The sequence below is a fragment of the Thalassospira sp. A40-3 genome, from assembly GCF_015871485.1.
Classification (GTDB): domain Bacteria; phylum Pseudomonadota; class Alphaproteobacteria; order Rhodospirillales; family Thalassospiraceae; genus Thalassospira; species Thalassospira tepidiphila.
Map to the genome: position 1 here is coordinate 2,271,021 of NZ_CP065428.1, position 14,304 is coordinate 2,285,324.

The 14,304-nt window shown below is 54.9% G+C and carries 12 protein-coding genes; 3 read left to right on the forward strand and 9 right to left on the reverse strand.

Going from position 1 to position 14,304, the window contains the following annotated elements; all coding sequences use genetic code 11:
* Positions 1-22 precede the first annotated feature (22 nt).
* Positions 23-562: a peroxiredoxin gene (locus IT893_RS10345; RefSeq protein ID WP_252723923.1), complete on the reverse strand. Its 540-nt coding sequence runs from the start codon at positions 560-562 to the stop codon at positions 23-25.
* Positions 563-756: 194 nt separating this feature from the next.
* Here IT893_RS10345 and IT893_RS10350 point away from each other — a divergent pair, with 194 nt between their 5' ends.
* Positions 757-1,074 (forward strand): hypothetical protein, encoded by a 318-nt coding sequence (locus tag IT893_RS10350; protein ID WP_252723924.1) that lies wholly within the window; start codon positions 757-759, stop codon positions 1,072-1,074.
* Here the strand turns inward: IT893_RS10350 and IT893_RS10355 are convergent, their stop codons facing one another.
* The 5 genes from IT893_RS10355 to IT893_RS10375 all read right to left on the reverse strand — a co-directional run bounded on the left by IT893_RS10355 (position 1,075) and on the right by IT893_RS10375 (position 7,971).
* Positions 1,075-2,367 (reverse strand): Hsp70 family protein, encoded by a 1,293-nt coding sequence (locus IT893_RS10355; protein WP_197145115.1) that lies wholly within the window; start codon positions 2,365-2,367, stop codon positions 1,075-1,077.
* Between the two features lie 145 nt (positions 2,368-2,512).
* Positions 2,513-3,472: a class II fructose-bisphosphatase gene (glpX, locus tag IT893_RS10360; RefSeq protein WP_008890926.1), complete on the reverse strand. Its 960-nt coding sequence runs from the start codon at positions 3,470-3,472 to the stop codon at positions 2,513-2,515.
* 146 nt (positions 3,473-3,618) lie between these two features.
* Complete coding sequence (locus tag IT893_RS10365) at positions 3,619-4,923, reverse strand: homoserine dehydrogenase (protein WP_120225374.1); 1,305 nt, start codon at positions 4,921-4,923, stop codon at positions 3,619-3,621.
* Positions 4,924-5,046: 123 nt separating this feature from the next.
* Entirely contained in the window at positions 5,047-6,288 is a 1,242-nt protein-coding gene (locus tag IT893_RS10370) for an LL-diaminopimelate aminotransferase (RefSeq protein ID WP_064789508.1), read from the reverse strand.
* Between the two features lie 330 nt (positions 6,289-6,618).
* The gene (locus tag IT893_RS10375; RefSeq protein WP_197145116.1) at positions 6,619-7,971 is read right to left on the reverse strand and encodes an OmpA family protein; all 1,353 of its coding nucleotides are present in this window, start codon (positions 7,969-7,971) and stop codon (positions 6,619-6,621) included.
* Positions 7,972-8,232: 261 nt separating this feature from the next.
* On the opposite strand from IT893_RS10375, the gene IT893_RS10380 reads away from it, so the two are divergent.
* The gene (locus IT893_RS10380) at positions 8,233-10,035 is read left to right on the forward strand and encodes an alpha/beta hydrolase (protein WP_063090049.1); all 1,803 of its coding nucleotides are present in this window, start codon (positions 8,233-8,235) and stop codon (positions 10,033-10,035) included.
* A gap of 86 nt (positions 10,036-10,121) precedes the next feature.
* Positions 10,122-10,997: an NAD(P)-dependent oxidoreductase gene (locus IT893_RS10385; RefSeq protein WP_252723925.1), complete on the forward strand. Its 876-nt coding sequence runs from the start codon at positions 10,122-10,124 to the stop codon at positions 10,995-10,997.
* Here IT893_RS10385 and IT893_RS10390 read toward each other — a convergent pair.
* The 3 genes from IT893_RS10390 to argC form a co-directional block, all read right to left on the reverse strand.
* Positions 10,994-12,271: a cytochrome-c peroxidase gene (locus IT893_RS10390; RefSeq protein ID WP_197145117.1), complete on the reverse strand. Its 1,278-nt coding sequence runs from the start codon at positions 12,269-12,271 to the stop codon at positions 10,994-10,996. The genes IT893_RS10385 and IT893_RS10390 overlap by 4 nt on opposite strands.
* A gap of 227 nt (positions 12,272-12,498) precedes the next feature.
* Positions 12,499-13,026 carry a gamma carbonic anhydrase family protein gene (locus IT893_RS10395; protein WP_083952754.1) on the reverse strand — a complete coding sequence of 176 codons (528 nt, stop codon included), beginning with the start codon at positions 13,024-13,026 and terminating at the stop codon, positions 12,499-12,501.
* A 175-nt stretch (positions 13,027-13,201) separates the two neighbouring features.
* Positions 13,202-14,248: an N-acetyl-gamma-glutamyl-phosphate reductase gene (argC, locus tag IT893_RS10400; protein WP_197145118.1), complete on the reverse strand. Its 1,047-nt coding sequence runs from the start codon at positions 14,246-14,248 to the stop codon at positions 13,202-13,204.
* Between the last annotated feature and the right edge of the window lie 56 nt (positions 14,249-14,304).

The window sequence follows — 14,304 nt, forward strand, 5'->3', positions numbered from 1 at the left end:
CCGCGCCGAGAGTTGGCAATCCCTAGCCGACCGGGTTTTCCCCGCACCATTTCAAAACGTTCTCGGCGTCTGCGGCGGGATCATCGACGGGATAGAACACCTTGGTGATCTTGCCATCATCAATGACCATGGTCAGCCGCTTGAACAGGCGCATGCCATCGGCCTCAAAATCCGGCATCGCCATGGCTTCCTTGAAGCGATGATCAGCGTCCGACAGCAAAGCAAATGGCAGATGAAGGCGCTCGGCTGCTTCTTTTTGATAATCGGTTGTTTGGCTTGAAAGCCCGAAAAGGTTTTTAACCCCGACCGCACGCAATTCCGAGGCGTGATCGCGGAACGAACAGGATTGCGGCGTACAGCCCTTGGCACCGGGAATTTCATTCCAGCCTTCCGGTGACGGCACCCCGGGCTCCGCCGTGCGCGGATAGGCATAGACAACTGTGCGGCCCGCCAATGTCGACAAATCAACGGATGTGTCGTTGGTTGCAGACAACCCCATCGCAGGCAGGATCTGCCCGGTCAGGCGTTCAATCACATGTGCGTCACTTTCTGAACTCATCATGATCCTCCCAGGATACAAGAACGGGCTTTTGTCACGAACAAGGTTCGGCCCTTTGGCTTTCAAGATAAGTCTGAACCCAACGCTTAAAAAGAAGCATCGATTTCGTATTGTGAAAAACATTTTGCTGCATCACACCATTTGCCTGCGCGGCAAAGCTGTGCAAACTGGTGCAATAACAAAAACGGATACGCGCAATGCCCCACAAAAAAGGTCTCAGGATCGGATTAACCATCCTGTCCGTACTTGCTGCCCTGATGTCGATGCCAATGGTGATGTTTTCACCAATGATGTTTGACGCACCGGGATCAGATGAAAATGTCTACACCCAGTTCCTGTTTTTCAGCGTCCTGGCATTTCCGGTGCTCTGCCTGATGGGCGGCATTCTTCCGTGGATATTCAAACGCCACCCGAAATCGATCTGGCTTTATGGGCTAAGCGGCCTTGCCATCGGGCTTTTCATTCTCGCAATCGTGTTGCTTTCGGTTCAATGCGGCGGCGACTTCGCCTGCTGATCAGACGATGCCTTCGTCCGCTGCAATCAACGCCAATCCATGTGCAACAGACAGGAACGGCTGTCCGATCTCGATGCGGTCCTTGCCAAAGCGGTCTTCGAACAGCTTGCGCACGGCCGGGACATAGGATGTGCCGCCGGTCATGAAGACCTTTGAGACATCACGCGCATCGACACCGGCCTGATCAAGGCAGTTTTTGGCGGCCAGTTCGATCTCGGCCATGTCCGGTGCAATCGAGGCTTCGAAATCGGCACGGGTCAGTTTTTCTTCGATCTCTACCCCGCCGTGGGCGAATTGCAAGATGGTGCTGTCTTTTTCAGAAAGCTCTGCCTTGGCCTTTGACACCGACTGATAAAGGTGGAAACCCATTTCATCTTCGATAATGGCAACCAGATCTTCGATATCGTCGGGCTTGGTCGCGGATCTGATCAGACCTTTGATTTCATTGATGGTTTTGGGCTGATTCATCATGGCCAGTTCGTGCCAGCGTGAAAACGCCGTGTAATATTGCCGCGGGACCGGCAGGGTCGCGCCCATCGATTTGTATTCTGATCCAAAACCAAGGCGTGGCCAGACGGCCTTCTGGATGATGCGATAATCAAACCGGTCACCCGCAACACCAAGACCGATGTGCGAGAGCGGCTGCACCCCGCGAATGCCCAATCCCGGCGTAAAGCGGATCAGCGAAAAGTCACTGGTACCACCGCCAAAGTCGGCGACCAGAACGGTTTCGGATTTATCCAGTTCGCGGCCGTAATAGTAAGATGCCGCCAATGGCTCGAACACCATGGCCTCGACATCAAAACCGGCCTGTTCATAGGCCGCACGCAAACGCATTTCGGCAAAGTCATTGTCCGGATTATTGCCAGCAAACGCCACCGGACGCCCGGAAATCACCCGCTGCCCCAGCCAGCCAAGGCTGTGTTGCGCGAAGTGATGGATTTGTGTCAGGAACGTACCAATCAGATCTTCGATAGAATAGTTGGTCCCGAATATATCCGTCCCCTCAAAATCCTTGGCCGCCAGATAGGATTTCATCGACTGGATCAGGCGGCAATCGTGGCTTTCCTTAAGATATTCCTTAATCGCGAACGGGCCGGAACAGCTTTTGGTGTGGGTCGGCGCATTCGGCGCCTTCAGATCCTGATCTTCCCAGAAATACAGAATGGTCCGATAGGTATCGAAGCTTTTGGTACCGACCTCGAACGTAGCGGATTGCACGTTTCCTGCACTGTCTGCCACGGCAAGAACAGAGTTCGTCGTTCCGAAATCAAGGGCAATAATTTCCGACATCAGGCAGGCTCCGGCATTTGGTGTTGGTCACAGGGGGCGGAGGATGTAACGCAGTCCACCTGCCCCTGCAAGCCATTAAACGAAAAAAGGGAGTGCCGAGAATTACATCAAGGCACTCCCTTTTCGAAATTTGAGAACTGGTCGCTTATTTGTACCAGATTTTCCGGCTGAAATCGTGCACGGCGCGGACGTAACGCACGGTACCAGACTGCGAACGCATCACGATGCTTTCGGTTTCGGCCCCATTGGCGAAGCGACGCACGCCGCGCAGCATCGCGCCATCGGTCACACCGGTTGCCGCAAACATGACGTTGCCCTTGGCAAGTTCGGTCAGCTTGTATTTACGGGTCAGGTCTTCGATGCCCCATTTTTTCGCGCGCGCGATTTCATCATCGTTGCGGAAAACAAGACGCCCCTGGAACTGACCACCGATGCAACGAAGGGCTGCTGCGGCCAGGACACCTTCCGGCGCGCCGCCGGTACCCATGTAAAGATCAATGCCCGAGGTTTTCTGCGAAGTCGCGATCACACCGGCAACGTCGCCATCCCCGATGAGCATGATGCGTGCACCGGCTTCGCGGGTCTTGGCAATGATTTCCTGATGGCGCGGACGATCAAGAATACACACAACCAGATCAGCAACGTCACACCCCTTGGCCTTGGCAAGGCTTTTAAGGTTTTCGGCCGGGCTGGCGTCAAGATCAACAACATCATCCGGAAGACCACCGCCAACGGCAATCTTTTCCATATAGGTGTCCGGTGCATTGAGGAACCCGCCCTTTTCGGCCATGGCAACAACGGCCAAAGAGTTCGGGCCACCGGTCGCACAAATGGTCGTACCTTCAAGCGGATCAAGCGCGATATCGATTTCCGGGCCTTCGCCGGAGCCAACTTCTTCGCCGATAAACAGCATCGGGGCTTCGTCGCGTTCGCCTTCGCCAATCACGACCGTGCCTTTGATATCCATGCTGTTAAGTGCATTGCGCATGGCGTCCACGGCGGCCTGATCGGCTGCCTTTTCGTCGCCGCGTCCCATCAGGCCAGAGCACGCAAGTGCTGCCGCCTCGGTTACGCGAACCGTTTCAAGCGCAAGATTTCGATCCATATCTTCTTCCTCGTATTGCTGATGTGGGGTCTGGGGGCCCCATCTCATTGTTGTCTTTTTATTTTTATGCTCGGTTTTCTGTCCAAGCTATACAACATCGCCCCGCATCATGGCAGATACGGGGCGAATATGTGTTGTTCATTTTGTTAAGATGCGAAGCTTTCAATCCGCATCAGAACCGGCGGCTGTGAATTGCTTTCAAAGGCTGCAATATCATTCACCGCACCCGACATGGCGGACTCAGTCGTTTCGTGTGCCACGATAACCACCGGTACAACACCGCCTTCGGTTTCGGCCCGGCCATGCTGGATCATGGACGCCATCGACACCCCATGCTTGGCAAGGGTTGCAGTCACCTCGGCCATAACGCCGGGGCGGTCCCACACCATCAGGCGCAGGTAATAGGCACCAACATGCTTTTCGAGCGACGCACGCACGTTTTTCTTAAGGCGATCTGCCGGCAGGCCAAACACCGGTGCCGCACGACCAGCCGCGATATCGACGATATCGGCAACCACCGCCGATGCGGTCGGACGTTCGCCCGCCCCGCGGCCCTGCAGGACCACTGGCCCGACATAGTCGCCTTCAAGGGCCACCGCGTTAAACACGCCCTCGACCTTGGAAATCTGGGTTGCACGATCGACCATCACCGGGGATACGCGCTGCTCGATGCCTTCGGCCGTCTGTTTGGCGATACCAAGCAGTTTGATGCGATACCCAAGTTCTTCGGCAAGCTGGATATCAAGCGCTGAAACGCTTCGGATGCCTTCGACCGCAACTGCGTCAAAATCGACTTCGACCCCAAAGGCGAGGCTTGCAAGGATCGCAAGCTTGTGCGCGGCATCAATGCCATCGACATCAAAGGTCGGATCAGCTTCGGCATAGCCAAGTTTCTGTGCCTCTGCCAGAACGTCGGCAAAGTCACGGCCCTGTTCACGCATCGTGGTCAGGATATAGTTGCACGTGCCGTTCAAAATGCCGGTCACGCGCGAAATCTCGTTACCAGCCAGACCTTCGCGCAATGCCTTGATCACCGGAATACCGCCAGCGACCGCCGCCTCATAGGCGATGGTGACATTGTTGGCATCGGCAATCCGTGCAAGTTCCGCCCCCTTAAGCGCAATCAGCGCCTTGTTGGCGGTCACAACGTGCTTGCCATTTTCAAGGGCGGCCTTGCAGGTGTCATAGGCAATACCATCTGATCCGCCGATCAGTTCGACAAGGATGTCGATTTCCTTGTCCGCGGCAAGATCACGGGCATCATCATACCAGGTCAGGCCTTCGGTCGAAAAACCACGATCGCGAGTTCGATCACGCGCCGATACCGCTGTGACGACAATCTGGCGACCCGAACGGTCTGTCAGAAGGTCGCGATGTTCACTCAGCAGTTTAACGGTTCCGGCACCGACCGTACCAAGGCCTGCCACACCGATTTTGACGACGTCTTTCACGATAACTCCTTGTCGCGTGGTTACATCTTTGGCTCCGCCCGTGATCAAAAAAAGATCACTGCGCCCTGATAACAGAACGCCCGGGACATGTCCCGGGCGAAACACAGAATGCTTTATGAGATATCAGACGGATTTCTTCAACAGTTCACGTGCAGATTCTGCATCGGGGCATTTGGCAAAGAACTGTTTGATGTTGCGATTGGCCTGACGAATGCGGTGCTTGTTTTCCACAAGCGCGATACGCACATGGCGATCACCATACTCGCCAAAGCCAAGACCCGGTGCCACGGCAACGCCTGCTTCCTGCAAAAGCAGCTTGGAAAAATCAAGCGATCCCAGTTCGGCAAAGGCATCGGGGATCGGTGCCCAGGCAAACATGGTTGCCGCCGGGCTTGGGATTTCCCAACCAGCACTTTGCGCCCCTTCGATGAAGATATCGCGGCGTTCGCGGTACAGATTGCGGAATTCCTCGACACAGTCCTGCGGACCATTGAGGGCCGCGGTTGCGGCGACCTGAACCGGGGTAAAGGCACCATAATCAAGGTATGACTTGATGCGGGTCAGTGCGTTGATCAGCTTTTTATTGCCGGTGGCAAAACCGATACGCCAACCCGCCATCGAATAGGTTTTCGACAACGAATAGAATTCAACGGCGATATCCTTTGCACCCTTGCACTGCAGGATCGAGGGCGGCGGATTGCCATCAAAATAGATCTCTGAATAGGCAATATCCGACAGGACATAGATTTCATGCTTGCGGCAGAAATCGACAACTTCCTGATAGAACGCCAGATCCACCACAAGGGCGGTCGGGTTGGCCGGGAAGTTCAGAACAACCGCACTTGGTTTCGGGACCGAGTGTTTCACCGCGCGATGAAGCTGATCCATAAAGCTTTCGGTATTGAACGTCCCCTGATCATCATGGCCAATCGGGATATGGCGCAATGCCGCGCCTGCGATGATGAATCCGAATGCATGGATCGGATAGGACGGGTTGGGCACCAAAAAGATATCGCCGGGGCTTGTGATCGCCGCAGCCAGGTTTGCCAATCCTTCCTTGGAACCAAGGGTCACAACGGTTTCAGTTTCCGGATCAATATCGACGCCAAAGCGACGACCGTAATAGGCCGCCAATGCCTTGCGCAGGCCGGGAATGCCGCGCGACATCGAATAGCCATGGGTGCGCGGGTTCTGGACCGTTTCAACCAGCTTGTCGACGATATGCTGTGGGGTCGCCGGGTCCGGGTTGCCCATGCCGAAATCGATAATGTCCTCCCCCGCTCGCCGCGCCGCCGCCTTCATCGCATTTACTTCTGCGAATACATAAGGCGGTAGACGTTTTATGCGGTGGAAGTCCTGCGACATTATCCTGTTTCCTCGTCAAATCACTGAAATTCGAATTTTATGCGAAAAGCATATCCTCGATTTCTCGAAAGTTGCGTTTAGGCCCGATATTGAGGCCATTAATAGCGTACAATTCGAAGGATGTACCTTTTCTTGAAATCATACTCAACGAATTAATGCGCGGAAAATACGCATAAATGCGATTTACGGCGGGTAAAGGACCGGGTGACGTCAGGCTGACGGCAAAAACCCGACCATTTCCGGACGTACGATGCCCAAACGCAAAAAACGCGGAAGGATTTCTCCCTCCGCGTTTTGCTGTTTGGTTCTGAACTGTTTTGATCGACGTGATCAGTAATCCAGATAAATCTCGACACGGCGGTTGCCGGCTTCGCCCGCCGGAACGCCTTCGTAGTAGCGCGGATCGGCCGAGCCATCCGCCCCGACAAAGATTGCATTCGGATGGACGCCAAGCTCAATCAGGCGCGACACAACGGCCGCGGCACGGCCTTCGGACACACGGCGGTTTACTGCCAGATGTTGTTCAAGCGACATATTGCCGGTACGCATCGACGCATGACCAATCACGCGGATAAAGCCGCTGGTCTGCTGCCAGGTTGCCGCAACCTGTTCAAGCACGTTGTAATCAGCACCACCAAGGTTGGTCGAACCGTGCGCGAACTGGATCTGTGCGATCTGCACTTCACTGACAGCCGGGCCAGCCTGATCAATCGACTGCACGCCAAGACGCGATGCCAGCGCATCGTTGGTGACCGTCATGTCATAAGATGCGGAGTCGCCATACATCGGCTCCGCCCCGCCCAACTGGCTTTCATCGACGATCACCGAACCATTGTCGGAATACATCGAATAATCAAATTCCTGGGTCTGCACTGGCGCCGGTTCATTGGCAAACACGCCCTGACCTTCGGCCAGACGACGCTGATACTGATCCATGACCGGATCACCAGACGATACTGGAGTACCCGCACTCGTCTGTTGTGCAGACTGTCCACTCTGCGCTGCCTGTGCAGCCTCATAGGCTGCCAGCTGTTGGGCCCGGGCATCGGCCCCCTGTGCCGCAGTCGGTGCTGCAGGCGGGGCTTCCGGTGTCGGGACCGGACCACTGGAAGGTGATTTTGCATTCCATTCGTCAGCAATCTTGGAGCCGCTTGGCGCAGAGGTGACCGCGCTCGTGGTGGCAGTTGCCGCCGCAGAACTGCCGGTATCGGCCATCGAACTGCTGGAAACCGGTGTTGTCGGTGCCGGATTGATCGCGGGTTGCGACGCCGGTGCTGCCGGTGCGGCTTGCAGCGCGTTCACAGGCGGGCTGCTTTGACGGCGGCCACCCTGCTCATACTGGGCATTCTGGCGGTCTGCGGCGAGGCCGGCAACCAGTGCATCACGTTCTGCATCGCCGGTGACAACCGGTTTAGCGGGCGTGTCGGAGAGGTTCGGGTATTCGCCATCTTCACCCGGAATGGCTTCGTCGGATTTGACGGCGCGCTCTTCATCTTCGCCATCAAACATGTCTCCGACGGATTTGCCCCACTCGACCGGATTGATCGCATCGGGAACCGAAGAACAGGCGCCAAGTGTCAGCACCACAGCCAGGGCCGAGCCCGTCTGCAGCAATACCCGCAGCTTCCCCCTTGCAGTCTCCTGCCAAGCCCCCTGCCCGGTGGTCGATTTCAGAACGCCCATTTCTTTTCGCTGCTCCAAATTCAGTTGGACGACGTCTGCATTAAATCAATCCGCAAAAACGTCACCTTATAATTCTTGTACTACCCCTAAACGACGCGCTAGGCTAAGGCCATGATAAGCTTGGGATCAAGCAAAGTTTCAACCCGGAACGTCAATCGGATACCCGGAACATAGAACGTCAAAAGTCTTGCGATATTGCAAAGACGCAAAAATGTTCTGAAGTTACCTTGTATCCGCGGCGGTATCATAAGGGAATGCCCCATGAGCGATCAACAGGCCATCGAAACTGAAAACAAACATCCGGATCCCGAAAAGCTCTCTGCCGCTATGGCAGAGATTGCTGAGAAAAGTCAACGACTTGTGTCTGAATTCCTGGCAAAGCAGGCAGAAGATCCGGAAATATCCGACCCGGACCCACTTAATATCGGCTCTGCCTTTGCCGAATTGACCACGCACATGATGCAAAACCCGGTCAAGCTGGTCGAAGCCCAGATGGAGCTTTGGCAGCAATATTATACCCTGTGGCACAATACCACCCTGCGTATGATGGGCGAAGAAGCCGAACCGGTTGTCTCCCCGCAAAAGGGGGATCGTCGATTCCGTGACGAGGCATGGGAAAACAATGAACTGTTTGATTTCATCAAGCAGTCATACTTGCTGTCATCCCAATGGATGCAAAACGTTGTCCACGACGTGGACGGGCTTGACGATAAAACCGCACAGAAAGTCGAATTTTACACCCGCCAATTCGTCGATGCGATATCGCCGACCAACTTCCTGATGACCAACCCGGAAGTCATACGGACCACAATCGAATCTGGTGGTGAAAACCTGCTTAAGGGGTTGCAAAACCTTTTGGAAGACCTTGAACGCGGCAAGGGCAAACTGCAAATCCGCATGACCGATCTTGATGCCTTCAAGGTTGGCGAAAACGTCGCCACCACCGAAGGATCAGTTGTCGGCAAAACGCCGTTGATGGAACTTCTGCAATACAAGCCAAGCACCGACAAGGTTGCAAAACGCCCACTTGTGATCGTCCCGCCATGGATAAACAAATACTACATTCTTGATTTGCGCCCGGAAAACTCCTTCATCAAATGGGCGGTTGATCAGGGCCACACGGTGTTTGTCCTGTCCTGGGTTAACCCGGACAGCGAACTTGCCGAAAAATCGTTTGAAGACTACGCCAAGGAAGGCGTTCTTGCCGCCCTTGACATGATCGAACAGGCCACCGGCGAGAAAGAAGTCAACGCGATCGGCTATTGCCTTGGCGGCACGCTTCTGGCTTCGACCCTGGCCTATATGGCGAAAACCGGGGATGACCGGGTCAAATCTGCGACCTTCCTGACGACGCTGACCGATTTTGAAAAGTCGGGCGAACTTTCGGTCTTTGTGGATGACGAACAGATCAAAAGCCTTGAACACAAGATGTCCAAAGAGGGCTATCTTGACGGGCGCGATATGTCGATGTCGTTTAACATGCTGCGCGCCAATGATCTGATCTGGTCGTTTGTTGTATCCAACTACATGCTGGGCAAGGATCCGTTCCCGTTTGATCTTCTGTATTGGAACTCCGATTCCACCCGCATGCCCAAGGCAATGCACAGCTTCTATTTGCGCAATATGTATAACAAGAACCTGTTGCGTGAACCGGGCGGCATCAAGATCTTTGGCGAACCGATTGATCTGCGTGACATCAAAATTCCGGTCTATTTCCTGTCAACCCGCGAAGACCATATCGCACCGTGGCAGGCAACCTATGCCGGGACGCAATTAATGTCAGGCCAGGTGAAATTCGTGCTGTCGGCATCGGGGCATATTGCCGGTGTGGTCAACCCGCCTGCGGCCAAGAAATATTGCTATTGGACGTATAATCGCAATCCGGCCAACCCGGAAGACTGGATGGCCAAGGCCGCCCAGCATGAAGGATCCTGGTGGACCGATTGGCAAAACTGGGTCGGCCGTCGTGCCGGTGGCAAGGTCGATGCCCGCAAACCGGGCGATGGCAAGCTTAAGGTCATTGGCCCGGCACCGGGTGAATATGTCAAAGTGAGCTTGTCCTGATCTGATCGCAGACCACCCTGACACATTTTCACGGTCTGCCATCACGGCAGACCGTTTTCTTTTATCCGAATAGATCCAAGGGAATAATGATGGCCCACACAATCGGCTTTCTTGGCGCTGGCCGCATGGCATCGGCGATGATCAAACGCCTGCTTTCAAAGGGATATGACGTCAAGGTCTGGAACAGAAACAAAGCCAAACTTGAACCGCTTGTTACCCTTGGCGCGGTCGCCTGCGACACACCGGCAATGGCCGCCAAAGATGTCGATACCGTAATTTCATTTATGTCTGATGACGCGGCAGCACGATCTGTTTGGCTGGGCGATGATGGTGCGCTTTCCGCCATGCGAAAAGACAGCATTGCGATTGAATGCTCCACCCTGTCACACGGCTTTGTGCTTGAACTTTCAAAAACAATCGAGGCTGCTGGTGTTCAGTATGTTGACAGCCCGGTAACGGGCATTCCCGCCGATGTTGAAGCCGGCAACACCATCTTTTTGATCGGAGCTGCGTCTGAAACCCTTGATCGCGTTACCCCGATCCTCAATGACACCGGCAAAAAGACCATTCATTTCGGTCCAATCGGATCGGGCACGGTTTACAAGCTGATGCACAACTTGCTCGGCGCTGTTCATATCGCCGCCGCTGCCGAACTGGTTGCGGTCGCGCAAAAGGCGGGGCTCGATGGTCAAACCGTTGCCGATACCTTTGCCATCGGCGCAAACGCCAGTGGGTCCGGCCTTATGACCGTTCCCGGCATGGTCAGCGGCAATCATCACGAAAACATCCATTTCACCAATGCCTTGCGCGCCAAGGATGCATCCTATGCCCTTGCCTTGGTCAAGGACCTCGGCATGTCCACACCCGTTGGCCAAAGTGCCTATAACGTCTTTGAAAAGGCAACAAAGTCCGGCCTTGGCGATCTGGCGCAAAGTGCGGTGATTGAAACGCTGAAAGCCTAGTTTGCTTTGGCCGCCTGTTGCTGTTCCAAAAGCGGTTCATAGCGCGCGTCGGTCAATGTCTTGAGGAAGGCGACAATGGCATCGATGCGCTTTTCATCAAGGGCATCGCCCTGCTCAAGCTCTTTAAGCGAAATGGTTTCGGCCACTTCCGGCTCCCCCCACGGCTTGCCGGTTTCCGGGTTGGTCTGATTGATCTCGGCCTTGCTGTTATATTTGTTATAGAAGCGAACCACCGTCTCAAGATCGGCAAAGACCCCGTTATGCATATAGGGCCCCGTCACCGCCACATTGCGCAGTGACGGGGTTTTGTATTTGCCACGATAGGCCCGGTCGTCGATTGCTGCGTTATCGAGCAACCCGTTATCGGTAAAACCGATATCCTTGCGGACAGCATCGCGCGTTGCGACATTGCGCGGCACGCCGATATTGTGGAATTCGTAATTGGTGAAAGTTTCGCCCTCTGAAGTCGGGCTGGTTTTCAGCATGTGGCAGGTATTGCAATTGGTAAATTGCTGCGAAAAGAACAGGACACGACCCAATTCTTCCTCAGGCGTCATTTTGTATTCGCCGCGCAGGAACCGGTCATATTTGCTGTCGAACGGTGCGAACTCATCACCCTCTTCAAAGGCGGCAATTGCCTTGGTCATTGCGCCATATGCTTGATCCGCATCCGACCAGACATTATTGCCAAACAACGCCTTGAAGCCTGCAACATAATCGTCGTCTTCGCGCAGACGCGCAACCACACTGGCCTTGTCCGGCATCCCCATCTCAATCGGGTTCAGCGGCGGACCACCGGCCTGCTCAGCCAGATCCATTGCCCGTCCATCCCAGAACTGGCCACCGACCGCGACACCATCTTCGCGCACATGAAATGGCGGGGAGAATTTGGCATAGCTTGCGGTCGGCGCATTACGATCGCCAAGGCTTTCGCCATCATCGCCCAATGAAAACGCCCCGCTTGCGACATCGACCCGCGGATCACGGAACCCCGTCGATGGATCGTGGCAGGTGGCGCAGGACATGGTGCGATTGGCTGAAAGGTTGGTATCGAAATAAAGTGCCTCGCCCAGGTCCGCTAAGCCTTCAAAGGGTGACTGCGCCTCTGTGGCCGTCGCAACTTCCGACACACTCGCCGTTTTGCGATGTCCCGTATCGGCAAGCCGATGCAGCATCGCCGACGCATCTTCCGCCAAGGCAGGACTACCCGCATAGCAGCCCATAAGGGCGAAAACAGAGGTTAGATGCAGTGACGAACGAAGATTGTGGGGCATCGAAAACACTTTGATTTGGTCGATTGTTGGATGAGGTTGACGCAGTCGCTCAATCGCGAACGCTTTTCATTTACACCCACACAATTGCTCCTTGCCTTGATCAAAGTCAATGGCTGGCTGCCTTTGGCTTCCCTCACATCCGTTTATTCAAGCGCGCAGCGACCAAAACCGGCATCACAGGACATCAGTCCAGATGATCGCTGCCTCGCATGCATTGCTGGTGGATATTATGCCAGATCCTCGGGGATTGATTTGACATATTCCTGCGCCAGATCCGCATAGCGATCAGCCGACACCTTGAAGAACTCGATTTCTTCCTGCGTCAGATCCCGCACCTTACGTGCTGGTACCCCGGCCCAAAGCTCGCCTGCCGGAATGCGTTTTCCCGGTGCCAAAAGCGCATTGGCACCCAGCATCCCGCCCTGCTCAATCACGCAACCATCCATCACGGTCGCGCCCATGCCGACAAAGCTTCGATCTTCAAGCGTGCAGGCATGAATGATTGCTGAATGGCCGATCGTGACGTCATCGCCAATATAGGTGCCGAACTTGCCCTTGGCGACGTGGACCATGGTCAGGTCCTGAATATTGGTGCGCGATCCAATACGGATTTCATGCACATCGCCACGAATAACACAGCCAAACCAGATGCCGGTCTCCGCCCCGATTTCAACATCACCAATGATCGTCGCATTGGGGGCAATGAAGGCGGTTTCATCAATGGTGGGCTTCACCCCGCGATAGGACAAACGCATGCTGTGGGACCTTTCACAAACTGGCATTCAATTAATTGCCGTCACTTTAAAGTTGATCCGGCCAGCATGAAAGCCCGCTTTGGCAAAATTCGACCATTGCCCGATAAGCTTCGCCGATAAAGAAAAAAGGCGGAACCAGATGGCTCCGCCTTTAATTTGTTGTTCGCCGGTTCGCTTACGGGAACAGCGGCTCGATCTCAAGGCCCATGGTTTCGGGCAGGCCCAGCATGACGTTCATGTTCTGAACCGCCTGACCGGATGCGCCTTTGACAAGGTTGTCTTCGACTGCAACGATGATCACGCGGCCCGGCACACGATCCTTGACGACCCCCATCAGGACATAGTTAGACCCACGCACATGGCGGGTCTGCGGTGTGACACCAAATGGCAGAACGCGCACAAACGGCTCGTCGGCAAACCGCTTTTCAAGGGCGGCCTGAATGTCCTCAGCCGTGGTGCCGTTGGTCATTTTGACATAGATGCTTTCAAGAATACCGCGGCTCATCGGCATAAGGTGCGGTGAAAAGTTCACCACAACATCACTGCCGCACGCCCAGGCAAGGCCCTGTTCGATCTCTGGCGCATGGCGGTGCCCACCGGTGCCATAGGCATGAATGCCTTCGGTCACTTCGGCATACAGCGTCATTTCCTTGGGCGCGCGACCAGCCCCGGTCACACCGGACTTGGCATCAATGATGATGTCGTCAGCATGCACCAGCTTGCCTTCCAGAAGCGGCGTCAGTGCAAGCTGCACCGGGGTCGGATAGCAGCCCGGATTGGCAACGACACGTGCCTTTTTGATCTTTTCACGGTGTAGTTCGGTCAGACCATAGACGACTTCCTTCTGCAGATCCTGGGCTGCATGTTCCGCGCCATACCATTCCTTGTAGGTCGCCGGATCAAACAGACGGAAGTCTGCCGAAAGATCGACAACCTTTACATGTTCAGGCAGACCGGCAATGACTTCCTGTGTCGTGCCATGTGGCAACGCACAGAAAATCAGATCGACGGTCGACCAGTCAGCCTCGGCAATCGAGATCATGGTTGGCAGTTTGATATGGGCAAGATGGGGGAAAACCTCCCCGAACGGACGTCCGGCGCGTCGGTCTGCGGTCAACAGTGTAATTTCCGAAGCTTCGTGATGCGCAAGAATGCGAACCAGTTCCGCCCCGGTATAGCCACTGGCACCGAGAATTCCGACTTTGACCTTAACGTCGCTCATTTCTATTCCTACTCCATATTTAGCACCTGCTCGAAAACAGGCATTGATAACGCCCG

Excerpts from the sequence above, each read along its gene's own strand:
- IT893_RS10370 (WP_064789508.1), bottom strand. The coding sequence starts at position 6,288 with ATGTCGCAGGACTTCCACCGCATAAAACGTCTACCGCCTTATGTATTC.
- glpX (WP_008890926.1), bottom strand. The coding sequence starts at position 3,472 with ATGGATCGAAATCTTGCGCTTGAAACGGTTCGCGTAACCGAGGCGGCA.
- IT893_RS10345 (WP_252723923.1), bottom strand. The coding sequence starts at position 562 with ATGATGAGTTCAGAAAGTGACGCACATGTGATTGAACGCCTGACCGGG.
- IT893_RS10395 (WP_083952754.1), bottom strand. The coding sequence starts at position 13,026 with ATGCGTTTGTCCTATCGCGGGGTGAAGCCCACCATTGATGAAACCGCC.
- IT893_RS10355 (WP_197145115.1), bottom strand. The coding sequence starts at position 2,367 with ATGTCGGAAATTATTGCCCTTGATTTCGGAACGACGAACTCTGTTCTT.
- argC (WP_197145118.1), bottom strand. The coding sequence starts at position 14,248 with ATGAGCGACGTTAAGGTCAAAGTCGGAATTCTCGGTGCCAGTGGCTAT.
- IT893_RS10375 (WP_197145116.1), bottom strand. The coding sequence starts at position 7,971 with ATGGGCGTTCTGAAATCGACCACCGGGCAGGGGGCTTGGCAGGAGACT.
- IT893_RS10390 (WP_197145117.1), bottom strand. The coding sequence starts at position 12,271 with ATGCCCCACAATCTTCGTTCGTCACTGCATCTAACCTCTGTTTTCGCC.
- IT893_RS10380 (WP_063090049.1), top strand. The coding sequence starts at position 8,233 with ATGAGCGATCAACAGGCCATCGAAACTGAAAACAAACATCCGGATCCC.
- IT893_RS10350 (WP_252723924.1), top strand. The coding sequence starts at position 757 with ATGCCCCACAAAAAAGGTCTCAGGATCGGATTAACCATCCTGTCCGTA.
- IT893_RS10385 (WP_252723925.1), top strand. The coding sequence starts at position 10,122 with ATGATGGCCCACACAATCGGCTTTCTTGGCGCTGGCCGCATGGCATCG.